Origin of the sequence: uncultured Aquincola sp., assembly GCF_964001545.1 — a bacterium.
GTDB lineage: Bacteria > Pseudomonadota > Gammaproteobacteria > Burkholderiales > Burkholderiaceae_C > Aquincola.
This window is the reverse complement of the sequence record NZ_CAXFDV010000189.1, coordinates 1-23,965: the sequence shown is the minus strand read 5'-3', so window position 1 is coordinate 23,965 and position 23,965 is coordinate 1. Positions and strand designations below refer to the sequence as shown.

22 protein-coding genes and 2 pseudogenes are annotated in these 23,965 nt (G+C 70.7%); 13 read left to right on the top strand and 11 right to left on the bottom strand.

Going from position 1 to position 23,965, the window contains the following annotated elements; genetic code table 11:
* Together ABNT58_RS06550 and ABNT58_RS06545 are read left to right on the top strand one after the other, a co-directional pair.
* The coding region (locus tag ABNT58_RS06550; protein ID WP_348752698.1) for an endonuclease/exonuclease/phosphatase family protein at positions 1-787 on the top strand (787 nt) is incomplete at its 5' end.
* A gap of 14 nt (positions 788-801) precedes the next feature.
* Entirely contained in the window at positions 802-1,725 is a 924-nt protein-coding gene (locus ABNT58_RS06545) for a LysR family transcriptional regulator (RefSeq protein ID WP_348752697.1), read from the top strand.
* A gap of 16 nt (positions 1,726-1,741) precedes the next feature.
* On the opposite strand, the gene ABNT58_RS06540 is transcribed toward ABNT58_RS06545, so the two are convergent.
* Positions 1,742-2,722 (bottom strand): tripartite tricarboxylate transporter substrate binding protein, encoded by a 981-nt coding sequence (locus tag ABNT58_RS06540; RefSeq protein ID WP_348752696.1) that lies wholly within the window; start codon positions 2,720-2,722, stop codon positions 1,742-1,744.
* Between the two features lie 39 nt (positions 2,723-2,761).
* On the bottom strand, positions 2,762-3,289 hold the full coding sequence (gene uraD / locus ABNT58_RS06535; RefSeq protein ID WP_348752695.1) for a 2-oxo-4-hydroxy-4-carboxy-5-ureidoimidazoline decarboxylase: 528 nt from the start codon (positions 3,287-3,289) through the stop codon (positions 2,762-2,764).
* Positions 3,290-3,378: 89 nt separating this feature from the next.
* Here uraD and ABNT58_RS06530 point away from each other — a divergent pair, with 89 nt between their 5' ends.
* Positions 3,379-4,407: a LysR family transcriptional regulator gene (locus tag ABNT58_RS06530; protein ID WP_348752694.1), complete on the top strand. Its 1,029-nt coding sequence runs from the start codon at positions 3,379-3,381 to the stop codon at positions 4,405-4,407.
* Here the strand turns inward: ABNT58_RS06530 and ABNT58_RS06525 are convergent.
* A complete protein-coding gene (locus ABNT58_RS06525) occupies positions 4,388-4,753 on the bottom strand; it encodes a translation initiation factor Sui1 (protein WP_348752693.1) in 366 nt (121 codons plus the stop codon). The two genes, ABNT58_RS06530 and ABNT58_RS06525, sit on opposite strands and share 20 nt — an antisense overlap.
* A gap of 115 nt (positions 4,754-4,868) precedes the next feature.
* On the opposite strand from ABNT58_RS06525, the gene ABNT58_RS06520 reads away from it, so the two are divergent.
* Genes ABNT58_RS06520 through ABNT58_RS06510 form a run of 3 tightly spaced genes read left to right on the top strand, consistent with a single transcriptional unit; the run spans position 4,869 to position 6,645 of the window.
* Complete coding sequence (locus ABNT58_RS06520) at positions 4,869-5,168, top strand: type II toxin-antitoxin system MqsR family toxin (RefSeq protein WP_348752692.1); 300 nt, start codon at positions 4,869-4,871, stop codon at positions 5,166-5,168.
* A gap of 2 nt (positions 5,169-5,170) precedes the next feature.
* The gene (locus ABNT58_RS06515) at positions 5,171-5,572 is read left to right on the top strand and encodes a type II TA system antitoxin MqsA family protein (RefSeq protein ID WP_348752691.1); all 402 of its coding nucleotides are present in this window, start codon (positions 5,171-5,173) and stop codon (positions 5,570-5,572) included.
* A 38-nt stretch (positions 5,573-5,610) separates the two neighbouring features.
* Positions 5,611-6,645 carry an RNA methyltransferase gene (locus tag ABNT58_RS06510; RefSeq protein ID WP_348752690.1) on the top strand — a complete coding sequence of 345 codons (1,035 nt, stop codon included), beginning with the start codon at positions 5,611-5,613 and terminating at the stop codon, positions 6,643-6,645.
* Positions 6,646-6,651: 6 nt separating this feature from the next.
* Here the strand turns inward: ABNT58_RS06510 and ABNT58_RS06505 are convergent, their stop codons facing one another.
* Positions 6,652-7,995: a sorbosone dehydrogenase family protein gene (locus ABNT58_RS06505; RefSeq protein WP_348752689.1), complete on the bottom strand. Its 1,344-nt coding sequence runs from the start codon at positions 7,993-7,995 to the stop codon at positions 6,652-6,654.
* Between the two features lie 188 nt (positions 7,996-8,183).
* Here ABNT58_RS06505 and ABNT58_RS06500 point away from each other — a divergent pair, with 188 nt between their 5' ends.
* Together ABNT58_RS06500 and ABNT58_RS06495 are read left to right on the top strand one after the other, a co-directional pair.
* Complete coding sequence (locus ABNT58_RS06500) at positions 8,184-8,438, top strand: hypothetical protein (RefSeq protein WP_348752688.1); 255 nt, start codon at positions 8,184-8,186, stop codon at positions 8,436-8,438.
* A gap of 39 nt (positions 8,439-8,477) precedes the next feature.
* Entirely contained in the window at positions 8,478-8,984 is a 507-nt protein-coding gene (locus tag ABNT58_RS06495) for a hypothetical protein (protein ID WP_348752687.1), read from the top strand.
* A 3-nt stretch (positions 8,985-8,987) separates the two neighbouring features.
* Here ABNT58_RS06495 and ABNT58_RS06490 read toward each other — a convergent pair whose 3' ends face one another.
* The 5 genes and pseudogenes from ABNT58_RS06490 to ABNT58_RS06470 all read right to left on the bottom strand — a co-directional run bounded on the left by ABNT58_RS06490 (position 8,988) and on the right by ABNT58_RS06470 (position 13,916).
* A complete protein-coding gene (locus ABNT58_RS06490) occupies positions 8,988-9,485 on the bottom strand; it encodes a M48 family metallopeptidase (RefSeq protein ID WP_348752686.1) in 498 nt (165 codons plus the stop codon).
* A gap of 16 nt (positions 9,486-9,501) precedes the next feature.
* Positions 9,502-10,092, bottom strand: a complete 591-nt coding sequence (locus tag ABNT58_RS06485; RefSeq protein ID WP_348752685.1) for a malonic semialdehyde reductase — start codon at positions 10,090-10,092, stop codon at positions 9,502-9,504.
* 90 nt (positions 10,093-10,182) lie between these two features.
* The gene (locus ABNT58_RS06480) at positions 10,183-10,767 is read right to left on the bottom strand and encodes a DUF938 domain-containing protein (protein WP_348752684.1); all 585 of its coding nucleotides are present in this window, start codon (positions 10,765-10,767) and stop codon (positions 10,183-10,185) included.
* A gap of 23 nt (positions 10,768-10,790) precedes the next feature.
* Positions 10,791-11,634, bottom strand: a pseudogene (locus ABNT58_RS06475) (PA4780 family RIO1-like protein kinase).
* Positions 11,631-13,916, bottom strand: coding sequence for a helicase-related protein (locus ABNT58_RS06470; RefSeq protein WP_348752683.1), 2,286 nt, complete (start codon positions 13,914-13,916; stop codon positions 11,631-11,633). The pseudogene ABNT58_RS06475 and the gene ABNT58_RS06470 overlap by 4 nt, the downstream one beginning before the upstream one ends.
* A 58-nt stretch (positions 13,917-13,974) precedes the next feature.
* Here ABNT58_RS06470 and dbpA point away from each other — a divergent pair, with 58 nt between their 5' ends.
* Positions 13,975-15,378 carry an ATP-dependent RNA helicase DbpA gene (gene dbpA / locus ABNT58_RS06465; protein ID WP_348752682.1) on the top strand — a complete coding sequence of 468 codons (1,404 nt, stop codon included), beginning with the start codon at positions 13,975-13,977 and terminating at the stop codon, positions 15,376-15,378.
* A gap of 18 nt (positions 15,379-15,396) precedes the next feature.
* Here dbpA and ABNT58_RS06460 read toward each other — a convergent pair whose 3' ends face one another.
* Positions 15,397-18,006: an EAL domain-containing protein gene (locus ABNT58_RS06460; RefSeq protein ID WP_348752681.1), complete on the bottom strand. Its 2,610-nt coding sequence runs from the start codon at positions 18,004-18,006 to the stop codon at positions 15,397-15,399.
* Positions 18,007-18,139: 133 nt separating this feature from the next.
* On the opposite strand from ABNT58_RS06460, the gene ABNT58_RS06455 reads away from it, so the two are divergent.
* The 3 genes from ABNT58_RS06455 (at position 18,140) to solA (ending at position 22,490) form a co-directional block, all read left to right on the top strand.
* Entirely contained in the window at positions 18,140-18,757 is a 618-nt protein-coding gene (locus ABNT58_RS06455) for a methylamine utilization protein (protein ID WP_348752680.1), read from the top strand.
* Between the two features lie 6 nt (positions 18,758-18,763).
* Positions 18,764-21,241 (top strand): EAL domain-containing protein, encoded by a 2,478-nt coding sequence (locus ABNT58_RS06450; RefSeq protein ID WP_348752679.1) that lies wholly within the window; start codon positions 18,764-18,766, stop codon positions 21,239-21,241.
* Between the two features lie 70 nt (positions 21,242-21,311).
* Positions 21,312-22,490: an N-methyl-L-tryptophan oxidase gene (solA, locus tag ABNT58_RS06445; protein WP_348752678.1), complete on the top strand. Its 1,179-nt coding sequence runs from the start codon at positions 21,312-21,314 to the stop codon at positions 22,488-22,490.
* On the opposite strand, the gene ABNT58_RS06440 is transcribed toward solA, so the two are convergent.
* On the bottom strand, positions 22,465-23,475 hold the full coding sequence (locus ABNT58_RS06440; protein ID WP_348752677.1) for a cation diffusion facilitator family transporter: 1,011 nt from the start codon (positions 23,473-23,475) through the stop codon (positions 22,465-22,467). The genes solA and ABNT58_RS06440 overlap by 26 nt on opposite strands.
* A 176-nt stretch (positions 23,476-23,651) precedes the next feature.
* Between ABNT58_RS06440 and ABNT58_RS06435 the strand changes: the two are divergent.
* A pseudogene (locus tag ABNT58_RS06435) lies at positions 23,652-23,965 on the top strand (hypothetical protein); the annotation flags it as partial.

Sequence of the window (23,965 nt, the reverse complement as noted above, 5' to 3'; positions counted from 1 at the left end):
TGTGCTGGGGCTGATGGAAATCGAGAACCGGCCCGATGCCGCGGCCGACCTGGCGCAGGCGCTCAACCGCGCCGTGGGCGCCGGCAGCTATGCCGCCGTGCAGGCGCCCGTGGCCCCGCCGGCCGAGGGTGCCGATGCCATCCAGGTGGCCCTGCTCTACAAGCCCGGGCGGCTGCGGCCGGTGGGCCCGGCGCAGGGCGACGAGCGGCCGGTGCACCACCGGCCCCCGCTGGCCCAGGCCTTCGAGCCGGTGGCCGGCGGCGACCGTTTCAGCGTCATCGTCAGCCACTTCAAATCGAAGCGCTGCGACGACGAGCGCGCGGCCGACGATGCCGATGCCGACCAGGGCGACGGCCAGGGCTGCTTCAACGCCCGCCGGGTGCGGCAGGCGCGGGCGCTGGCCAAGTTCGCGCAGGCGCAGGGCCCACGCACGCTGCTGGTGGGCGACCTCAATGCCTACGGCCAGGAAGACCCGGTGCAGCGGCTGCGCGAGGCCGGATTCGTTGACCTGGTCCACCAATTCGAGCCCGGGGCCTGGACCTATGTGTTCCAGGGTCGCTCGGGCCGGCTGGACCATGCGCTGGCCTCGCCCGCGCTGGCGGCGCAGGCCACCGGCGCCACGGTGTGGCACATCAATGCCGATGAACCGCCGCTGCTGGACTACAACCTGGAGGGCCGGCAGCCCGCCTGCGCCCGCTGCGCCCCCGACGGTTGGCGCCCCGATGCGTATCGGTCTTCCGACCATGACCCGGTGATCGTCGGCCTGCGGCCGGCGCGCGCCCGCTGAGGGCCTGCAGCACGATGGACAACGTCTCCGACCTCGGCTTTTTCGTGCTGCTGGCCCGCAGCGGCAGCCTGGCCGCCTGCGCCCAGCAGCTGGGCGTGACGCCACCCACCGTGAGCAAGCGGCTGGCGGCGCTGGAGCGCCGGCTGGGCGTGCGCCTGCTCAACCGCAGCACGCGGCGCATGGCGCTGACGCCCGAAGGCGAAGCCTATGTGGCCGACGGCACGCGGCTGATGGAAGAGTTGAACGCGCTGGAGCAGCGGGTGGCCGCCGCCCGCGACACGCCGCGCGGGCTGCTGCGGGTGCAGGCCACGCTGGGCTTCGGCCGCCGCTACGTGGCGCCGCTGGTGTCGCAATTCATGCAGCAGCAGCCCGACGTGGATGTGCTGCTGCAGCTGAGCGACAAGCCGCCCACCCGCGACCAGCCGCACCACGACGTGATGGTGCGGGTGGGCCCGCTGCCCGATGCACGCTGGAACGCCCGCCGGCTGGCGCCCAACCGGCGGGTGCTGGTGGCCTCGCCGCTGTACCTGAAGCAGTTCGGCGAGCCGCGCACGCCGGCCGAGCTGCACCAGCACCGCTGCATCGTCATCCGCCAGGACGACGACACCTTCGGCACCTGGCACCTGCGCCAGGCCGGCCGCACCGAGACGGTGAAGGTGCGTGGTCGCTGCAGCACCAACGACGGCGAAACCGCGATGGCCTGGGCGCTGGACGGCCACGGCATCCTGCTGCGCAGCGAGTGGGACGCGGCGGCCTATGTGCGTTCGGGCCGGCTGCAGCGGGTGCTGCCGGGCTGGAGCTTTCCGGGCGCCGACATCGTGGCGGTGTATCCCACGCAGCAGAACCTGGCCGCCAAGACCCGCGCCTTCATCGACTTTCTGGCCGATTCGCTGGCCGACAAGCGGGCCGGGCGGCGGGGCGAAGCCGGCGGGTGGTAAGGCGCCGAAGCCTGCCTCAGGGCTTGAGGTTGGCGGCCTTGATGGCCGGCGCCCAGTCGTTCACCTGCTTGCCGACGAAGCCCGCGAAGGCCTCGCCGTTGAGCTTCATCGGCGTGATGCCCAGCTCCTCGAAGCGCTTGACGATGGCCGGCTGGGCGGCCACTTCGTTGAGGGCAGCGGCCAGCTTGTCGGTGATGTCCTTGGGCAGGCCGGCCGGCGCCGAGACGCCGAAATAGTTGTCGGCCACCAGGTCGGGGTAGCCCAGCTCCACCACCGTGGGCACGTCGGGCGCCAGCGGCGAGCGTGTGCGTGAGGTCACGGCCAGTCCCTTGAGCTGCCCGGTCTTGAGCATGGGCACATAGGCGGTGATCACGTCGATGCCCAGCGGGATCTGCCCGGCCACCAGGTCGGTGGTCATCGGCGCGCCGCCGCGGTAGGGCACGTGGGTCATGTCCAGCTTCATGTCCACCTTGACCATCTCACCCACGATCTGCCCGATGGAGCCCGGCCCGCCGCTGCCGAAGCTCATGCCGCCCTTGGCCGCGGCGGCCACCTTGGGCAGGTCCTTCAGCGTGGCCATGCCGGCCTGCGGATTGGCCATCACCAGGACTGGCGCCACGCCCAGCATCGCCACATGGGTGAACTGCCTGACCGGGTCGTAGGGTGGCTTGGCCAGCGTGAAGGGGCCGATGGACAGCGGCGTGGAGTTGGACAGCAGCAGCGTGTAGCCGTCAGGGGCCGAGCGGGCCACCTCGGCGCCGCCGATGGTGCCGCCCGCGCCGGGCTTGTTGTCGACGATCACCGGCTGGCCCAGCAGCTTGCCCAGCGGCGTTGAAATCTCGCGCGCCACGATGTCGCTGGCGCCACCGGCCGCGAAGGTGACGACGATGCGGATCGGCTTGTCGGGCCAGGCGGCCTGCACGGCGCCGGCGCCGGTGGCCAGGCTGAAGGCGCACAGCAGGGCAGCGCGGCGGGAGAGGGTGGCAGGGCGCGTCATGGGCAACTCCAACAAGGGGCGGAACAGGGGTTCAGGGGCTCAGCAGGCTGCACGCAAGCGCTGGTCCAGGCGGCGGCGCGAGATCTCGGCGATCTCGTCCAGCGCCAGGCGCAACTCGGTGGCGCGGTCGTGCTGCAGCCGCTGCTCGAAGGCGGCCAGCGCGCTGTCGCGGCTGTGGCGCGCGATGCACAGGATGAAGGGGAAGCCGAAGCGCTGGCGGTAGGCGGCATTCAGCGTGTCCCAGCGCGCGGCTTCTTCAGCGGCCAGGTCGTGCAGCGCCAGGCGGCCTTGCTCGCTGGCCGAGTCGCGGGTCATCTGGCCGCGGCGGGCGGCATCGCCGGCCAGTTCGGGGTGGCCGCGCAGCAGGTCCAGCAGGGCCGGCTCGGGCAGGGCCTGCAGCACCGACAGCATGGCCGCATGCAAGGCGGGCACGTCGGCAAAGGGGCGCTGCGGCAGCACCGCTTCGGCCACCCACGGCGCATGCTCGAACACGCTGCCCAGCGTGGCCACGAACTGCGCCGGCGGGCAGTGGTTGAGGGTGGCCAGCGAGGGGCGTGGGGTGTCCATGCGCTGCATGCTAGGCAGCGGCTGGATGAGCGTCCATGAGCATCGCGGCCATACTGCGTACGCAAAATTAGTACGCGGTCGAGTTGTCCATGCGCCATTCCCTTTTGCCCATCGTCCTTCGCTACGTCGACCAGGTGGCGAAATCAGGCTCGGTGCAGGGCGCCGCCAAGGAACTGCATGTGGCGGCTTCCGCGGTGCACCGGCAGGTGCTGCAGCTGGAAGACGAGCTGGGCGTGGCCTTGTTCGAGCGGCTGCCGCGCGGCATGCGCCTGACCTCGGCCGGCGACGCGGTGGTTACGCTGGCGCGGCGCTGGCGGCACGATGAGCGCCGGCTGGTGGAAGACATCCGCCAGATGCAGGGCGTGTTCCAGGGCCGGGTGCGCGTGGTGGCAATGGACAGCCACGCCACCAGCGTGCTGCCGGCACTGGTGGCGCGGCTGGGCGAGGCGCATCCGCGCATCTCGCTGGACATCGAGATCGCCAGCACCGACGAAGCGGTGGCCGCGCTGGTGGCCGGCCAGGCCGAGGTGATGGCCGGCTTCAACCTGCACCCGCGGCGTGAGCTGCTGCCGCTGTGGCAGGCCGAGCTGCCGCTGGGCTGCGTGGTGGCGCCCGACCATCCGCTGGCGGCGCTGCCCACGGTGAGCCTGCAGGAGGTGAGCGCCCATCCCATCGCGCTGCAGAGCAAGGTGCTGCTGATCCGCCGCTACCTGGAGGCGCACTACGACTGGCTGTTCAACGACAGCCGGGCGCGGGTGGAGACCAATTCACTGCAGCTGGTGAAGATGTTGGCCCGGCAAGGCCGGCATGTGGCGCTGACGTCCGAACTGGACGCCGCGCCCGAGCTGCTGGCCGGCACGTTGCGCTTCGTGCCGGTGCGCGACCCGCGCGCCGACCCGCAGACCGTGGCCGTGGCCATCCATGCCGGCAAGCCACCGGGGCCGCTGGTCAAAACCGTGGCGACGGTGCTGGCGGAGTGCATCGCGGACTGCCTGGCGCAGGTGCGAAGCAACCGCGACCTCAGCGCCGCCGGGCCGCCCCAAGGCGCTGAGCGCCCCCTCGGGGGGGCCGCGAACGCAGTGAGCTTGGGGGCAGACATCAGCCTCCCGAGCGCTTGACGGTGTAGCCGGCCGCCTGCAGATGTGCCATCACCTTGTCGCGGTGGTCGCCTTGCACTTCCACCACACCGTCCTTGGCGGTGCCGCCCGTGCCGCACAGGCTCTTGAGCTGGGTGCCCATCCTGGCCAGCGCCGCCGCATCCAGCGGCAGGCCGCGCACCACCGTCACCGCCTTGCCGCCGCGGCCCTTGGTCTCGCGGCCCACGCGCACGATGCCGTCGCCCGCCGGCGCGGCGGCGGCCAGGGCCTTGCAGCGGCACTGCGCGAGCGGCTGGCGGCAATCGGGGCACATGCGGCCGGCGTCGGTGGAATACACGAGGCCGCCGGTGGCGGAGCGGGATTTCATGGCGTTCGGTGAAGGTGATGACAGGCAGGGCGCCGAGGGTAACCCTGCCCCGCACAAGCGGTAACCGTGCAGTCAACCCATTTGCCAATTTAACCTACTAGGTTTATCGTTCGGTATGGAGAAACGGACGCCGCACTGCAAGCTGCGGGTGGTCAAGCAGATGGTGGCCGAAGGCTTGTGCGAGGCCACCATCACTGCGCTTGGTACGGCCAGGGAGATGGGGCTGGGCTTCAGCGATATGAAGCGGGAGTTGCTGCGTCTGGAGGCGCCCAGCTTTTACAAGAGCATGACCACACATGCGGATCACCGGCTGTGGCAAGACGTCTATCGACACACGCTCGAGAACGGCCTCAAGGCCTATGTGAAGCTGACGGTGCATGAGGGTGTGCTGATCGTTTCCTTCAAGGAGTTATGAAGATGAAATGTCCCCAGTGCGGCGGCGCGTCCATGGCAGCCGACACCCGCGATGTCGCTTACACCTACAAGGGGCGGGACACCGTCATCCCGAAGGTGACGGGCCGGTTCTGCCCTGCATGCGGTGAGGTGCTGCTCGCGGGCGAACACGCAGAGCGCTACAGCGATCTGGTAGGGCAGTTTCACAGGGAGGTGAATGCAACCCTGGTGGACCCCGCCTACATCGCCAGGGTGCGTCGCAAGCTGGCTTTAGACCAGCGCGAGGCTGCCGAGATCTTCGGGGGTGGCGTCAATGCGTTCTCGCGCTACGAAACCGGCAAGACGAAGCCGCCCGTGGCGTTGCTGAAGCTGCTGAAGGTGTTGGACCGGCACCCTGAGCTGCTGCAGGAGGTGCGGGCGGGTTGACGGCAAACCTACACTGTCGCCCCCCGCACCCGCCTGCCATGCACCTCGACCACCTCCGCCAACGCCTGCGCGACCTGGGCGCCAAGCCCACCCACACCTCGCGGCTGCTGAGGCAGTGGGTCAACGCACGCCCGCTGGAAGGCGGGCGCAGCCTGGCCGAGCACTTCCTGCCGCTGGGGGTGCGTGAGCAGCTGCCTGCGCTGGCCACCGAGCTGGCGGGCCTGGCCACGGTGCGTTCGGCCCACCCGGCCGAAGACGGTGCCGAGCGCCTGCTGGTGGGCCTGGCCGATGGGCAGACGGTGGAAAGCGTGCTGTTGCCGCGCGATGGCGTGTGCGTGTCCACCCAGGTGGGTTGCGCGGTGGGCTGCGTGTTCTGCATGACCGGGCAGGGCGGCCTGCTGCGCCAGGTGAGCAGCGGCGAGATCGTGGCCCAGGTGGTGCTGGCGCGCCAGCGCCGGCCGGTCAAGAAGGTGGTGTTCATGGGCATGGGCGAGCCTGCCCACAACCTGGACGCGGTGATGGACGCCATCACCGTGCTGGGGCTGGAAGGCGGCATCGGCCACAAGCAGCTGGTGTTTTCCACCGTCGGCGATGCGCGGGTGTTCGAGCGCCTGCCGCAGGGGCCGGTCAAGCCGGCGCTGGCGCTGTCGCTGCACAGCACCTTTGCCGACAAGCGCGCCGAGCTGCTGCCCCGCGCCCCGCGCTGGGAACCCGCAGAGCTGGTGGAAGCCGCCGAACGTTATGCCCGCGCCACCGGCTACCCCATCCAGTACCAGTGGACGCTGCTGGCCGGCATCAACGACGGCGACGACGAGCTGGAACGCATCGCCACGCTACTGCAGGGCCGCTACGCGATGATGAACTTCATCCCCTACAACTCCAACGAGGGCCTGCCCTTCAGCCGGCCCGATGGTGAACGCGCGGCCGAGATGGCCCGCCACCTCAATCGCCGCGGCGTGCTCACCCGGCTGCGCTGGTCGGCCGGCCAGGACATCGACGGCGGCTGTGGCCAGCTGCGCGCGCGTGAGGCGTTGCCGCGCGGGCGGCGCGCGATCCCCATCCAGGCGGCTTGAGCGGCGTCATCGATCCGCCGTCACCCGCCAGATGATGTTGCCCACGTCATCGGCCACCAGCAGGCCGCCCCTCTTGTCGATGGCCACGCCCACCGGCCGGCCCTGGGCCTTGTCGTCCGCATTGATGAAGCCGGTGAGCACCTCGACCGGCTGGCCGCTGGGCTGGGCGCCTTCGAAGGGCACGAAGATCACGCGGTAGCCGCTGCGCGGCTGGCGGTTCCAGGAACCGTGCTGGCCCACGAACATGCCCTTGGCAAAAGCCGGCGGCAGTGCGTTGCCGGCCGACCAGGCCAGGCCCAGCGACGCGGTGTGCGCACCCAGCGCATAGTCGGGCTTGATGGCCTTAGCCACCAGGTCGGGGCGGGGCGGCTGCACCCGCTCGTCCACCGTCTGGCCGTAGTAGCTGTAGGGCCAGCCGTAGAAGCCGCCGTCCTTCACCGAGGTCATGTAGTCGGGCACCAGATCGCTGCCGATCTCGTCGCGCTCGTTCACCGCCACCCACAGCTGCTGGCTGTCGGGCTGCCAGGCCAGGCCCACCGGGTTGCGCAGGCCCGAGGCATACACCCGCTTGGCACCGGTGGCGACGTCGATCTCCAGGATGGCGGCGCGGTTCTCTTCTTCGGCCATGCCGTGCTCGGCCACGTTGCTGTTGCTGCCCACGCCCACATAGAGCTTGCGGCCATCGGGGCTGGCAATCAGGCTCTTGGTCCAGTGGTGGTTGCGGCCGCCGGGCAGGTCAGTCACCTGGGTGCCGCTGCCCTGCAGCTTCAGCGCGCCCGGCTGGTAATCGAAGCGCAGCAGCGCATCGGCATTGGCCACGTAGAAATGTTGGCCCACCAGCGCCATGCCGAAGGGCGACTTCAGGTTCTCGGCGAACACCGTGCGCTGGTCGGCCACGCCGTCGCCATCGGCATCGCGCAGCAGCGTGATGCGGTTGGCGCTGGGCACGCCGGCGCCGGCCTTGGCCATCACCTTCTTCATCACCCAGCCCTTGAGGCCGCCACTCTTGTCCTCGGGCTTGGGCGGGGCATTGGTCTCGGCCACCAGCACGTCGCCATTGGGCAGCACGTACAGCCAGCGCGGGTGGTCCAGACCTTCGGCAAAGCGCGTCACGCGCGTGCCTGGCGCGGCCGTGGGCGCGGCACCGGCGGGCCAGGCGCTGGCTTCCGCGACGTTCACCGTGGGAATCAAGCGTTGGGTGGGCGGCGGCAGCTGGGGGTTGGGGCCGATGCCGTCCTGCAGGCGCAGTTGGGCGGTGTCGCCGCAGCCGGCAAGGGCCATCGCGGTGGCCACGGCGGCCACCGCCAGCAGGGCGGGCAGCGGGCGGGCTGCCAGGGTGGATCGGACCATCTTTGCTTCTCCGGTGGGGGTGCTTGTTGCACTTCGCGGCAACAGCCGTACCCGCGTGTCAGACAACATGCCGGCCGGGGGTGGGATGTGGGCGCAAACCGAAGCCGAACACTTTTCGGGCAGACGCCGCCAGCGTAGCCTTGCAGGCATTGTCCGGCGCTGATGGACCGGACCCCAGGAGTCTTGCGATGTCTGCTGTGCACCCGACCTTCCGACGGCCTGCCCCGCGGCCCCACCCGGGCGCCCATGCCCACACCCGTGCGCAGGCCCAGCGCCTGCATCGACCGCTGCAACCGGGCCTCTTTCCGGCGGCGGAAGACGACGAGCTGATCGGCGCCGCGCCATGGCTGACGGTGTATGAAGACGAAGACGAAGAAGGCGGCCTGGACGAGCTGCTGATGGAATCGGTGCCGGCCACCCAGCGCCGCGAGGCGGGTGTCTGACATCGGGCGCTTGAAGGCCAGGCGCTTACCATTTGGGGCATGAGCCTGCCGAACCTGCCCGACACCCCGACCGACACCGACGAAGACCAGCCCATCCACGAAGCGCGCCTGTGGCGCGACAACGGCTGGACGGCCCGTGTCATCAAGAACGAAGACGACGACGGCTGGGCGGTGGCGATGATCAAGGACGGCGAACCAGAGCCTGCGCTGGTCGGCCCGTGGACCATGGGCCGCGACAAGAAGAACCCCAAGCCGCTGGACACCGCCGCCTTCAACACGCTGGTGAAAACCGCCAGCGAGGTGCTGCGCCGGCATGAGCAGCAGCTGCATGCGCTGCTGCACCAGCAGCTCACCGTCAACCGCCCGCAGGGCCCGGTGAGTGTGACGCTGGACATCGTGCCCGACGAGGACGACCCCCACGGCCTGCTGGCCGCCGCTGACGCAGATGGCGAGCCGCTGGCCCAGGTGCGGGTGTCGCCCGGCTTCAAGCTCAACCGCGCCAGCGCCACCGCCTGGATCGAAAGCGGCTACGCCAAGCCGCGCTGAGCCTCAGATATCCCCCAGCTCCTGCGCGGTGAGCCACAGCCGCAGGTCGAACTCCAGCTGGTGGTAGGCCGGCTCCATGTGGGTGCACAGGGCGTAGAAGGCCTTGTCGTGCTCGCGCTCCTTCAGGTGCGCCAGCTCGTGCACCACGATCATGCGCAGGAAGGGCGCCGGCGCTTCCTTGAACAGGCTGGCCACGCGGATCTCGCGCTTGGCCTTGAGCTTGTTGCCCTGCACCCGCGACACGGTGGTGTGCGTGCCCAGCGCATGCTGGATGACCTTGAGCTTGTTGTCGTAGGCCACCTTGCTCAGCGGCGCGGCATTGCGCAGGTACTGGCTGCGCAGCTCGGTCACGTAGTCGTACAACGCGCGGTCGGTGCGCACCTCGTGCGCATCGGGGTAGCGGCGGGCCAGGCTGCTGCCCAGCTCGCCGGCATCGATGGCCTGCTGCACCTGCGCCAGCAGGGTGGGTGGGTAGCCGGCGAGGTATTTGAGCGCGGTCATCGAACGGAAGCTGGCCTCAGGCGATGGTGGCCACGGTGTCGAACGGCAGGCGCGGACCCCGCGGGTGGTTGCCCGAGGCGTCGCCGTAGCCCAGGTTGATCAGGAAGTTCACCTTGTAGCGGCCATCGGGAAAGAAGGCCGCATTGACCTTGGCGGGGTCGAAGCCGCTCATCGGGCCGCAGTCCAGCCCCAGCTGGCGCGCCGCCACGATGAGGTAGGCGCCCTGCAGCGCGCTGTTGCGCTGGGCGGTGGCTTCGGCCAGGCCGGCATTGCCTTCGAACATCGGCTTGGCATCCATCACCGGGAACTGCTCGGGCAGGTGGTCGAAGAAGCGCGTGTCCATGGCCACGATCACCGTCACCGGCGCGGCGTTGGTCTTGGCCACGTTGCCGGGCGACAGCGCGGCGGCCAGCCTGGCCTTGGCCTCGGCGCTGCGCACGAACACGTAGCGCGCCGGCTGGCAGTTCATCGACGTCGGGCCCCACTTGGCCAGGTCGTACAGCTGGCGCAGGGTGTCGTCGCTCACCGGCTGGTTGGTGAACTTGTGGAAGGTGCGGGCGTTCAGAAAGGTCTGTTCGAGCGCAGCGGTGGGCAGGGCTTGGGTCATGGCTGAGGTGTAACAAGGCCGGGGGCCGGGAAGGGCAGTGTCGCCAAGCGCGCCCTGCCGATCAAGCCGTTGCGGCTGGCGGCCGGGCGATCAGCGGCCCCAGGCCAGCGTCAGGTTGTGGGCCGGCATGTCGAAGCGGCGCAGCAGCCGCAGGCCGTGGCGCGCGGCCTCGGCCTGCACGTCGGCCAGCTGCCGCACGCCCCAGGCCGGGTCGCGGCGTTGCAGGTCGGCATCGAACGCCAGGTTGCCGGGCGAGGGCGGCTCGCCCTCGACGAAGTAGGGGCCGTAAGTGATCAGCTGGCTGCCGGGCGCCAGGTGGGCGCCCGCCTCGCGCATCAAGGCCACGCAGGCGGCCCAGGGCGCGATGTGGATCATGTTGGCGCAGAAGAGGGCGTCCACCTGCGCCGGCACTCCGGGCCAGCCGGGGCTGGTCACGTCCAGCAGCAGCGGCGGGCGCACGTTGGCGAGGCCCGCACACCAGGCGGCGGTGGAGCGCAGGCATTCGGGTTGCGGGTCGGTGGGCTGCCATTGCCAGCCGGGCAGCGCGGGCGCGAAGTGCGCCGCATGCTGGCCGGTGCCGCAGGCGATTTCCAGCGCCAGGCCTTGCGGCGGCAGCAGCTGAAGCAGCACGTCGAGCAGCGGCCCGCGGTTGCGTTCGCAGGCGGGACTGGTCATTCGGGGGTCGGTGGTGTCCATTCTCAAAAACCCATGCGTTGCTGGCGCGCCGCTTCTTCGTCGCGCGCGTCGTCGATCTCGCGCATCAAACCCCCGCAGATCCACCGTGCCCTGCACAGGCTCGAAGCGGCCGCTCAGCGGTGTGTCCGCGGTGAGCAGCCCACGCTCGTACAGCGACCACATCTCGGGGCCGTATTCGGTGGCGCGCAGCTCGGGTGCAAACCGACCGAAGAAGTGCCGCAGGTTGCCCACGTCGCGCAGCAGCATGCGGGGCGCGTGGCGGTTGCCAGCCGCGTCCACGGCCTGGGGCAGGTCGATGATCACCGGGCCGTCGGCCGCCAGCAGGATGTTGAATTCCGACAGGTCGCCATGCACCACGCTAGCACACAGCATGCGCACCGCCTGCTGCACCAGCGCGGCATGGTGGCGGCGCGCGTCCTCGGGCGTGAACACCACGTCGTTCAGCCGCGGCGCGGCATCACCCTCGGCATCGGCCACCAGCTCCATCAGCAGCACGCCGTCGTGGAAGTTGTAGGGCACCGGCACCCGCACGCCGGCGGCGGCCAGGCGGTACAGCGCATCGACCTCGGCGCTTTGCCAGGCTTCTTCCTGGGCCTGGCGGCCATAGCGGCTGCCCTTGGCCATCGCGCGGGCCTGGCGGCTGTTCTTGACCTTGCGGTTCTCGGTGTAGTCCACCGCCTGCCGGAAGCTGCGCTGTGTGGCCGCCTTGTAGACCTTGGCGCAACGGGTGTCCTCGCCCACGCGCACCACGTAGACGGTGGCTTCCTTGCCGCTCATCAGCTGCCGCACCACGCTGTCGATCAGGCCTTCGTCGATCAGCGGCTGCAGCCGCGCGGGTGCTTTCATCGGCCGTGGCGCTGGCGGCGCTGCTGGGCCAGCGGCCGCTTGCCCTTGAGCTGCCGCTCGATGCCGTCGTTGAGCTGGCTGCGCAGCTCCACCACGTCGTCTACATGGCCGTACACGCCCGGAAAGCGCAGGTCCAGCCACAGCCACAGCGTGCAGCTGCGCAGCGCCTGCTCCATGCGGTCGAGCCGGCTGTGGCCGTCCACTTCTTCCAGGAACCAGGGCTTGCCGGCCGTGCCGCCCACCGCATGGTTGTGCGCCCAATCCAGGTACAGCTGCACCTGCGAAGGCGTGCGGCTGTCCACCGGCGCCTGGGCGTAGATGAAGCGTTCCTTGAGTGTGAGCTGGCGGGCATGCTGGTCGAGCTGCTCGGCCAGCTCCAGCATCTGTTCCAGCTCGGCCACCGCGAAGTGGGCATCGTCCAGCTTCAGCTGCTCCATGAACACGCCCAGCACCTCGCGCAGGCCGGTCTTGTTCAGCCGGCTCGAGATGGTGTCCACGTGCCAGCCGTTGGGCGCCACCGGTGCCTTGAAGTCGCGCGGCGCGGTGGGCGTGCGTGGCAGCAGCTCCTTGAGCGTGCGCGCGGCGCCGGCTTCGGCTTCCTTCAGCACGCCGCAAAAGCCTTCTTCATGGATGCCGTAGCGGCCGGCGCGGCCGGCGATCTGGTGCACTTCCGATTCGGTCAGCGTGCGGTCGCCCTGGCCGTCGAACTTGGTCATGGTGGAAAACAGCACGCGGCGGATCGGCAGGTTCAGGCCCATGCCGATGGCGTCGGTGGCCACCAGGATGTGCGATTCGCCCTGTGCAAAGCGCTCGGCCTCGCGGCGGCGCACCTCGGGCGGCAGCGCACCGTAGATCACGCTCACCGGGTGGCCGTTGGCCGCGATCTGGTCGCGCAGCAGCAGCACCTCGCGGCGGCTGAAGGCCACCACCGCATCGCCCAGCTTCAGCGCCGGCAGCGGCACCGGCTGCGGCAGCAGTTGCACATGCTGCTTGCGCTCGAACTCGCGCACCTCGCAACGCTCGCCGCACAGGCCCAGCAGGTTCTCGATCGCGGGCACGGCATAGGCCGAGCAGATGATGATCACCTCGCTGGCCGGCACCGCGACGATGGCCTGGGTCCAGGCCCAGCCGCGGGCGCTGTCGAAGATCATCTGCGCCTCGTCGATCACCGCCACGTCGATGGGCTGGCGGGTGTTCACCATCTCGATGGTGCTGGAGACGGCGCGGGCGCCGGGCGTGGCCACGTTCTCTTCGCCGGTCAGCAGCGAGCAGGGCACGCCGCGGGCCACCAGGCGGTCGCGGCCTTCCAGCGCCAGCAGCCGCAGCGGCGCCAGGTAGGCGCCGTCGGTGGCCTGGGCCAGGCGCTCGAAGGCGGCGTGCGTCTTGCCGCTGTTGGGCGGGCCCACGTACAGCGTGACCTTGCGCTGCAGCCGGCGCGCGATGTCGAAGGTGTCGGGGTAGCCCTGGAAGGCCAGCTCGGTGTTCAGGCCTTCCAGCGTGTCCAGCTCGGCCGACTGGTGCTCCCAGCGTTCCTGCGCGCGGCTGAAGGCGGTTTTCAGCTCGGCCACCGGCTGCGGCGTGGCGCCTTCGGCCTGCAGCCGCGGCAGCAAGGAATCGAGGTGCCGCGGGCTCAGCTGCCGGCTGCGTTCCACCAAGCCTTGCAGGTGGGCCATCAGCTCGGGCGCCTGCGGGTGCTGCGGGGCCGGGCCCAGCGCAGCCAGCAGCGCATCCTTGTCGCCGCTGCGGTAGAAGGCCCACACCGCCTCGTCGGCCACCGGAATGCGGAACAGCACCGGCACCGCCCAGGGCGTCTGCGGCTCGGGCTGGGGCAGGCGCAGCGTGTGGCGGATCAGGCGGGTCCACTCGCCGGCGCGGCGGGCCACGCCCAGGCTGTCGAGCACGGCGCCGCGTTCCACCATCAGCGGCCGGATGTCGGGCCCGGTGCCCACGGCCTGCAGGTGGGCCAGCGCCGCGTCCATGTGTGCGGGGTGTATCCAGCGGCTGGGCCGGGCGCCGGCAGCGGGCTTGGCCAGCAGCACATAGCCCAGCTTGTCCAGGTGCTGCTCGAAGCCGGGGCTGCGCTCTTCCAGGAAATCGGCCGGCTTGACCACCTGCGGCAGCGCATAGGCGTGGTGGCGGATGGCGGCAAACTCGGCCTTGCCGATGTGGGGTGGCAGCCGGCGCGCGTGCTTCGGGTTCGGCAGGTTGGGCAGCTGCGACTCGGGCGCGGGGCGCTCGGCCACCGGCGCCAGATCAGGCGTGGGAACGGAGGGATTCGACATCAGTGGGCATTCAGACAGGCCCCGAGTGTCTCAGGCGCGGGCCCACCGATAATCGCGCATGAACGCAATACCTTCTCCGGCCACCGATTTCTCCAGCCTGCCGCTGCCGCCGCAGGCGATCGAGAACCTGCAGCGCCTGGGCTACACGGCGATGACGCCGATCCAGGCGGCCACGCTGCCGCTGGCCCTGGCCGGCCATGACCTGATCGCCCAGGCCAAGACCGGCAGCGGCAAGACCGCCGCTTTTGCGCTGGCGCTGCTGGCCAACCTGAACACCCGGCGCTTTGCGGTGCAGGCCCTGGTGTTGTGCCCCACCCGCGAGCTGGCCGAGCAGGTGACGCAGGAAGTGCGCCGCCTGGCGCGCGCCGAAGACCACATCAAGGTGCTGACGCTGTGCGGCGGCAGCACCATGCGGCCGCAGCTGGCCAGCCTGGAGCACGGCGCCCACATCGTGGTGGGCACGCCCGGCCGCATCATGGACCACCTGGAACGCGGCAGCCTGGACCTGGAAGCGCTCAACACCCTGGTGCTGGACGAAGCCGACCGCATGCTGGACATGGGCTTCTTCGACGACATTGCCAAGGTGGCCCAGCACTGCCCGGCCAAGCGGCAGACGCTGCTGTTCTCGGCCACTTACCCCGAAGGCATTGCCAAGCTCAGCGCGCGCTTTCTGCGCGAGCCCAAGGAGGTGAAGCTGGCCGCCGCCCCGGCGCCGACGCAGATCCGCCAGCGCTTCATCGAGGTGACGGACGCGCAGCGGCTGCATGCGGTGGGCCAGGTGCTGCGGCACTACCGGCCGGTGAGCACGCTGGCCTTCTGCAACACCAAGCAGCAGTGCCGCGACCTGGTGCAGGTGCTGCGGGCCGAAGGCTTTTCGGCGCTGGAGCTGCACGGCGACCTGGAGCAGCGCGACCGCGACCAGGTGTTCGTGCGCTTTGCCAACCGCAGCTGCAGCGTGCTGGTGGCCACCGACATCGCCGCCCGCGGGCTGGACGTGCAGCAGCTGGAAGCGGTGATCAACGTCGACGTGTCGCCCGACGTGGACACGCACATCCACCGCATCGGCCGCACCGGCCGCGCCGATGCCGAGGGCTGGGCCTTCAGCCTGGCCAGCCTGGACGAGATGGGCCGCGTGGGCCAGATCGAGGCGGCGATGAAGCTGACCAGCGAATGGCAGAAGCTGGACGCGCTGACCGACAGCCAGCCCGGCCAGCCGCTGCGCCCGCCGATGGCCACGCTGCAGATCATGGGTGGCCGCAAGGAAAAGATCCGCGCCGGCGACGTGCTGGGCGCGCTGACCAAGGACCTGGGCTACGCGGGCAGCCAGGTGGGCAAGATCAGCATCAACGAGTTTTCCACCTACGTGGCGGTGCGGGCCGACATCGCCGCCAAGGCCTGCCAGCGGCTGGCCGCGGGCAAGGTCAAGGGCAAGAGCGTGAAGGTGCGGTTGATGGAGGACTGACGCCGCGCGCGTGGCCGCTCACAGCGCGCTGAGCAGCGCCTCGGGCACCTGGCTGCGCAGCAGCCAGGCTTCCAGCCCCTGCGCCGGCACCGGCCTGGACACCAGGTAGCCCTGCACCACCGGGCAGCCCTGGTCGGCCACGAAGCGGCGCTGGGCTTCGGTTTCCACGCCTTCGGCCACCACGGTCAGGCCCAGCGTGTGGCCGATGCGCAGCACCGAGACGGTGAGCGCCCGCGCCATTTCGTCATGCTCGATGTCCTGCACGAAGCTGCGGTCGAGCTTGAGTTCGCCGATGGGCAGCCGGTGCAGGTGGCTGAGGCTGGAGTAGCCGGTGCCGAAGTCGTCCAGCGAGATCTTCACGCCCAGCGCATGCACCGCCTTGACGGTGGCCAGCACCACCGGGTCGGGGTTGAGCATCACGCTTTCGGTCATTTCCACCGCCAGGTCGCCGCTGTGCAGGCCATGCCGCTGCAGCAGCCCGGCAATGAAGCCGGGCAGCCCCGGATCGAGGAAGTTGCTGGCCGACAGGTTCACCGCCACATGCGGCACCGCCACGCCGCGGGCGCGCCAGTCGGCCATCTGGCGGCAGGCTTCGGCCAGCACCCAGTGCGCCAGCGCGTGGATGAGGCCGCAGTCCTCGGCCAGCGCCACGAAGCGCAGCGGCGGTACCGCGCCCAGCCGCGGGTGCTGCCAGCGCAGCAGCGCTTCCACGCCATGCAGCTGGCCGCCCTGGCTGTTGACCTTGGGCTGGTAGTGCAGCGCCAGGCCGCCGGCTTCGCCCAGGGCTTCGCGCAGGTCGGCTTCCAGCATGGCGCGTTCCTGCGCCTCGCGGTTCATCTCGGCGCTGAAGAAGCGGTAGCTGCCGCGCTCATGCGTCTTGGCCTGGTACATCGCCATGTCGGCATGGCGGATCAGGGTGTCGATGTCGGTGCCGTCCTGCGGATACAGCGCCACGCCGACGCTGGCGCGCGGGTGCAGCGTCACGCCATGGGCCGACAGCGGCTGGGCCACGGCCGCCACCAGCCGCTGCACGGCGGCCAGCGCATGGCTGCCGCCGCAGTCGGGCAGCACCGCCAGGAACTCGTCGCCCGACAGCCGGCCGACGATGTCCTCGGCCCGGGCCACGCTGCGCAGCCGCTGCGCCAGCGCGGTGAGCAGCCGGTCGCCCACCAGGTGGCCGTGGGTGTCGTTCACCTGCTTGAAGCGGTCGAGGTCGACGAACAGCACCGCCACCGGCCGTCCGCTGCGCTGCGCATCGGTCAGCGCGCGCTCGGTGCGGGCGCGCAGCAGGGCGCGGTTGGGCAGACCGGTCAGGGTGTCGTAGAAGGCCAGCTGGTGGATGTGGCTCTTGGACTTCTCGCGCTCCAGGATCAGCATGCACAGGTGCAGGCTCACGTCCACCAGCCGCTGGTGCAGCGCGCTGGGTTCGCGCGGCTCGCGGTAGTAAAAGGCGAAGGTGCCCAGCACCTGGCCGTCGCTGCCGCGGATGGGGCTGGACCAGCAGGCGCGCAGGCCCAGCGGCAGTGCCAGGTCCTTGAAGGGCGCCCACAGCGGGTCGGTGGCGATGTCGCTCACCATCACCGGGGTGTTGCGCCAGGCCGCGGTGCCGCAGGAGCCCACGGCCGGCCCGATGGCCAGGCCGTCGATCTGCTGGCAATAGCCGGGTGGCAGGCTGGGGCCGGCCAGCGTGCGCAGCCGTCCTTCGTCGTCCACCTGCAGGAGGGAGGCGATGACCTCGGGCGCGATGCGCTCGACCTCGCGGCACAGCAGCAGCATCAGCTCGGGCAGGGCGGTTTCGCGCGCCATCGCGTCCAGCACGCGGAACTGCAGCACCTCGTGCAGCTTGGTGTGGGTGATGTCGGTCAGCACGCTGACGTAGTTGCGCACCAGGCCGTGCGCGTCGTGCACCGGGTTCACGGCGGTGGACACCCACAGCGGCCGGCGGTCCTTGGTGTAGGCCAGCAGTTCGGTGGTGATGCCTTGTTCGCCCCGGTCTTCGGTACTGGTCAGGGCCTGCAAGGTGGCCGGGTCGGTGTGGGGGCCGGTGATCAGGTCGCTGGGGTGGTGGCCCACCATCTCGGCCAGGGTGTAGCCGAACATGCGCTGGCAGCCGGCATTGGCGAACACCACGCGCCGGTCGGCGCCGGTGACGATGACGGCAATGTCGCTTTCATCCACCGCGGTGGACAGCAGGCGCTGGCGGGCCAGCAATTCATGCTGCTGCGTGGTGTCGCGCACGAAGGCGCAGTACAGGTCGCGGCCTTCGTGCTGGATGTGCGAGATCGACATCACCGCCTGGCCCAGGCTGCCGTCGGCGCGTTCGATGGGCACTTCCACCTCGCGGCCCACGATGCGGGCCTGGCCGGTGCTGCGGTGCCGCTGCACGCCGGCATCGTGGCTGGCCCGCTGGGCCGCGGGCATCAGCATGCGCACGTTGCTGCCCAGCACCGCTTCACGCGGGTAGCCCCACAGCCGCTCGGCGGCGGCGTTGAACACCAGCACGTCGTTGTGCTCGTCGATCACCACCACGCCGTCGATCGCCTGTTCCAGTGTCTGCGCCAGCAGTGCATGGGCCTGCGCTGGCGGCAAGGCGATGCCTGGGCAGGGATGACGAAGGGGTTGCGACACGGAAGACGACCTCGGGGCAGGCGCACCAGCCGGAACTGGCTGCCGGAATCTGCCTTTCTTTTCGGATGCCGCGCCGGGGTCTTGAGGTCTACTGCGCCGGCCCCAGCAAGTCTTCGCCAGCGTCCACCCTGCCATGCCCCTCCCGACGACCTTCAAGCGCCGCGCCGAGGCCGGCATGCTGGCCGCAGCGCTGGGCCTGTGCCTGGGCGCCCACGCCGCCCCCGTTCAAGTGAGCGTCACCGATGCCGCCGGCAAGCCGCTGGCGGACGCCGCGGTGTACGTGCTGCTCAAGGGCCAGCCGCAGGCGGCCACCGGCGCCACCGCCGAGATCGCCCAGCGCGAGCGCCAGTTCGTGCCCAGCGTCACGGTGGTGCAGACCGGCACCTCGGTGAGCTTTCCCAACTTCGACACGGTGCGCCACCACGTCTATTCGTTCTCGCCGATCCGCAGCTTCGAGCTGAAGCTGTATGCCGGCACGCCCGCCAAGCCGGTGGTGTTCGACAAACCCGGCACCGCCGCGCTGGGCTGCAACGTGCACGACCAGATGAGCGCCTGGGTGCACGTGGTGGACACGCCCCTGTTCGGCAAGACCGATGCGCGCGGCGAAGCCACGCTGGACGTGCCCGCCGGCCAGCATCTGCTGCGCGCCTGGCACTTCAGCCAGGGCGAGACCGGCCTGCCGGCCGAAACCGCCTTGACCGTGGCCACCGGCGCGCAGCGCGCCGTGCTGCGGCTGAAGGCCGGCGGCTGACGGGCCATGCCTTCGCGCCACACGCTGTTGCCGCCGGCCGGATCGCCGGCGCACCGCAGCCAGCGCAAGCGGCTGCTGGCGCGCCTGTGGCGGCCCTTCTCGCGCCGGCTGCAGTGGCGCATCGTGGGCCTTTTCGTCGGGCTGCTGGTGCTGGTGCAGGCGGCCAGCTTCCTGGCCATCCGCCGCGACCTGGAAGCCAATGCCCGCCACACCATCGCCCAGGAGCTGGCCACCGGCGACAAGGTGCTGCGCCGCCTGCTGGCGGCCAATGCGCAGAACCTGGCCGATGCCTCCAAGGTGCTGGCGGCCGACTTCGGCTTTCGGGCGGCGGTGGCCAGCGGCGACCGTGCCACCGTGGCCGATGCGCTGGACAACCACGGCGCGCGCATCGGCGCCGAGCTGGCCTTCTACGCCGACCTGCGCGGCCAGCTGGTGGCCACCAGCACCGGCCAGCCCGATGCGGCGCTGCAGGCGCTGGCCATGCTGCCCCGCCAGGGCGCGGCCACGGCCGAGGCCAGCACCGTCGCGGTGTTCGAGGGCCGGCCCTTCCAGATCGTGACGGTGGCAGTGCGCGCACCGCAGCCCATCGGCCAGGTGTCGATGGGCTTTCCGCTGGGCGCGGCGCTGCTGCGCGACGTGGAGCAGATCGCCGGGCTGCGTGCGGTGCTGGCGGTGCGCTTTGCCGACGGCGCCTGGCAGGTGCAGCCCACCGACGCCAGCCGCGAGGCAGCCGAGCAGGCCGACCGCCTGTCGGCCCAGTTGCGCCAGCTCGCCGCGGGCCCAGCGGCGGCCGACGCCACCGTGAACCTGGACGGCGAGTGGTACGCCACCCGTGTGGTGATGCTGGGCCGCTCGCCAGGCACCGAGGCGGCGGCCCTGCTGCTGCAATCGGTGGACGAGGCGGTGGCGCCGTTCCGGCGGCTGCAGCTCATCCTGCTGGCCATCAGCGCCGCGGGGCTGGGCGTGTTCTTCGTGGGCAGCATCGTCACCGCCCGCAACATCACGCGGCCGATCCAGGCCTTGTCGCGCAGCGCTGAACGGCTGGGGGCCGGCGACTACGCCACGCCGGTGGTGGTGCAGGCGCGCGACGAGGTGCGCGACCTGGCCCGCTCCTTCGAGGCGATGCGCCGGGGCATGCAGCAGCGCGAGGCGCAGGTGCGCCGCCTGGCCTACTGGGACACGTTGACCGGCCTGCCCAACCGCGCGCAGTTCCATGACGTGCTGAGCCACCAGCTGGCGCAGGGGCGGGCGATGTCGGTGCTGATGCTGGACCTGGACCGCTTCAAGCATGTGAACGACGTGCTGGGCCATGCCTTCGGCGACCGGCTGCTGCGCCAGATCGCCGCCCGCCTGGGCGCCAGCGGCCTGCGCGAGCAGGACCTGGTGGCCCGCCTGGGCGGCGACGAATTCGCGGTGATGCTGCCCGGCGCCGATGCCGACGTGGCGGTGGACGTGGCCATGCGCCTGCGCCGCCGGCTGGAAGAGCCGCTGACGCTGGACGACCACACCATCGACGTCAGCGCCGGCATCGGCATCGCCGCGCATCCCGCGCATGGGCAGACCGCCGATGCGTTGCTGGTGCGCGCCGAGATGGCGATGTACGCGGCCAAGTCGCAGCCCTCGCACGAGGTGGGCGTGGTGACCTACAGCCCGCAGATCGATTCGTCGAGCGAAGCTTCGCTGTCGCTGCTGACCGAGCTGCGCGCCGCGGTGGCCCAGGACCAGCTGCGGCTGTACCTGCAGCCCAAGATCGCGATGGCCAGCGGCGAGGTGGTGGGCGCCGAGGCGCTGGTGCGCTGGCAGCATCCGCAGCGCGGCATGATCCCGCCGATGCAGTTCATCCCGTTCGCGGAGCAGACCGGCTTCATCCGCGAGCTGACGGGCTGGATGATCGAGCGCTGCTCGATGCGTTATGCCGAGCTGCAGCGCCAGGGCGTGGCGCTGAAGTTCGCGATCAACCTCAGCACCCGCGACCTGCTGGACCAGCACCTGCCGGCCAAGATGGAGCGCCTGTTCGCGCGTGGTGGCGTGCAGCCTCAGGCGCTGTGCCTGGAGATCACCGAAAGCGCCATCATGGACGATCCCGAGCGCGCGCTGCAGACGCTGCAGCGGCTGCACGCGATGGGGCTGCGGCTGTCGATCGACGACTTCGGCACCGGCTACTCGTCGCTGGCCTACCTCAAGCGGCTGCCGCTGCATGAGCTGAAGATTGACCGCAGCTTCGTGATGGCGATGGAGACCGACCGCGCCGACCTGAAGATCGTGCGCTCGACCATCGACCTGGCCCACAACCTGGGCCTGACGGTGTGCGCCGAGGGCGTGGAAAACGCCCAGACCTGGGCCCTGCTCAAGGCCCTGCACTGCGATGAAGCCCAGGGCTACCTGATGGGCAAGCCCATGCCCGAAGCCGACTTCGCCGACTGGCTGCTGGGCTGGAGCGCGCCGCAGGCGCGGCTGCGCACGGAGTTCACGCCGTTTGTGTGACCGGGCGGATGCCCGCCGCAGCGTCGTTCCCTTCTTGTCTGGCTAGCATGTCAGGCAACAAGGAACCCGCATGACCCCGACCCCTTCCCCCGACGTCATCGTCATCGGCCTCGGCGCGTTTGGCAGCGCCGTGGCCTGCCAGCTGGCGGCGCGTGGCGCCCGTGTCCTCGGCATCGACCGGCATGCCCCGCCGCACGACCGGGGGTCCAGCCATGGCGCCACGCGCATCACGCGGCTGGCGGTGGGGGAGGGCGCGCAGTACGTGCCGCTGGTGCAGCGCTCTCATGCGCTGTGGCGCCTGCTGGAGGCCGAGTGCGGTGAGCCGCTGTACACCGCCACCGGCGAGCTGGTGATGGGGCCGTCGAAGGGGCCGGTGCAGCACCATGGCAAGCCAGACTTCGTGCGCCGGACCATCGCGGTGGCGCAGCAGCACGGCATCGCGCACGAGGTGCTGCACGCGCCCGAGGTGATGGCTCGGTTTCCGCAGTTCATGCTGCGCGGCGACGAGCTGGCCTACTACGAGCCTGCCGCCGGCGTGCTGCGGCCTGAGCGCTGCATCGCTGCGCAACTGGCCGTTGCCCGCCGCCACGGCGCCCGGCTGCAGCTGAACGAAGCGGTGCTGTCCATCGATGGCAAGCCCACCGGCGTCACGGTGCGCACCGACCGCGGCACTTATGCGGCCGCGCGGGCCGTGATCACCGCGGGGCCATGGCTGCCGGGGCTCGTGGGCGGTGCCTACGCACGGCAACTGCGGGTGATGCGCCAGGTGCTGCACTGGTTCCGGCCCACCGAGCCCGCGCTGTATGCGCCTGAGCGCAGCCCCGTCTTCATCTGGATGCACGGCCGCAGCGACGAGGACTACTTCTACGGCTTTCCGATGATCGACGGCCATGGCGGCGTGAAGGTGGCCACCGAGCAGTACGCCGACACCACCACGCCCGGGTCGATGGACCGGCAGGTGTCGGCTGGCGAACAGGCCCGCATGTTCGAGGCGCATGTGGCCGGCCGCCTGCGCTCGGTCACGCCCGAGGCGGTGCATACAGCCGCCTGCCTCTACACCGTCAGCAGCGATTCGGGCTTCATCGTCGATGCGCATCCCACGCAGCCCCACGTCACCGTGGTGTCGGCCTGCTCGGGCCACGGCTTCAAGCATTCGGCCGGGCTGGGCGAAGCGCTGGCCCAGCAGCTGATGGGGCAGGCCGGCGGCGTGGACCTGGGCGCGTTCAGCCTGGCGCGCTTCGGCCGCTGACCGGCACCTCGCCGCGCCGCGGCCACGGGTCCACGTGGGTCATCACCCGCAGCACGCTGTGGCGGGCCAGCACCGCGTCGCGGGCGGCCAGCGCGATGTCGTGGCCTTGCTCCACGGTCAGGCTGCGGTCCACTTCCAGGTGCATGTCCACCACCAGCAGGTCGCCCATCTTGCGGGTGCGCAGGTCGTGCACCGCGTGCACGCCGGGCGTGGCCGCAGCGGTGCGGTGGATGGCTTCGACTTCTTCGGCGCTGGCGCCGCGGTCCATCAGGTCGGACAGCGCATTCCAGCCGAAGGTCCAGCCCATGCGCGCGATGAGAAAGCCCACGATGGCCGCGGCGATCGGGTCCAGCAGCGGAAAACCCAGCAGGTTGCCCCCGATGCCCAGGCCGACCACCAGCGACGAAGCGGCGTCCGACCGCGCATGCCAGGCATTGCTCACCAGCAGGCTGGAGCGCACCCGCTTGGCCACGGCCAGCATGTAGCGGAAGAGGCCCTCCTTGCACACCAGGGTGATGCAGGCCACCCCCAGTGCGGCCGCATGCACCTGGGCAATCTCCGAGGGCGCTTCCAGCTTGCGCAGCGCCGACCACAGCATGCCCACGCCCACCGCCAGCAGCAGCGCCCCCAGCGCCAGCGAGCCGGCGTTCTCGAAGCGGGCATGGCCATAAGGGTGGTCGTCGTCGGCCGCCTTGCGGCTGTGCTTGCCGGCCAGCAGCACCACGAAGTCGCTCACCAGGTCGGACAGCGAATGCATCGCATCGGCCACGAGTGCCTGCGAATGGGCCCACAGGCCCACCGCCAGCTGCACCACGATCAGCACCGCATTGACGACGATGCTGACCCAGGTGCTGCGCACCGCGGCCCGTGTTCGCTCGTCGGCGCTGTGGGCGCTGTCCTCCGGGTCGTCGCCGAACACGGCGGCGGGCAGCTCGGCCTGCGCGGCGGTGTCCAGGCGGGGGTCTTCGGACGGGGAGGTGGTCATGGTGGCAGGGCCGACGGCCATCGCAGCAGGGGCGGCGGCCACATCAAGAAGGCGACAACGGGCCACAGCTTAGTCCGCACGCATGAAGCCAGGCTGAGCACGGCCGGCAGCCCCTGCGCTTTGCCAGAATCCGGGCCGCCCTGGTCTTTCGCGGCGCCCGGTGCGCCGGCCCTTCCATGACCCCACGCTTCCCATCCCCGTCGAACGCCGGCCGTCGTCGGCACCTGCTGCAACTGGGCGCTGCCGGCCTGCTGGGCGCCGCCGGCCTGCCGCTGGCCATCGCCCGCAGCGAAGCCTCTCCCCGCGCCGTGGCCCCCCGCGGCCCGCTGGCCGCCGATGAGCTGAACAACATCGCCGTGTTCAAGGCCGCCTCGCCCTCGGTGGTCAACATCACCGCACTGGGCGTGGAGCGCGATTTCTTCAGCACCCGCGTCACCCAGGTGCCGCGTGGCACCGGCACCGGCTTCGTGTGGGACGAAGCCGGCCACAT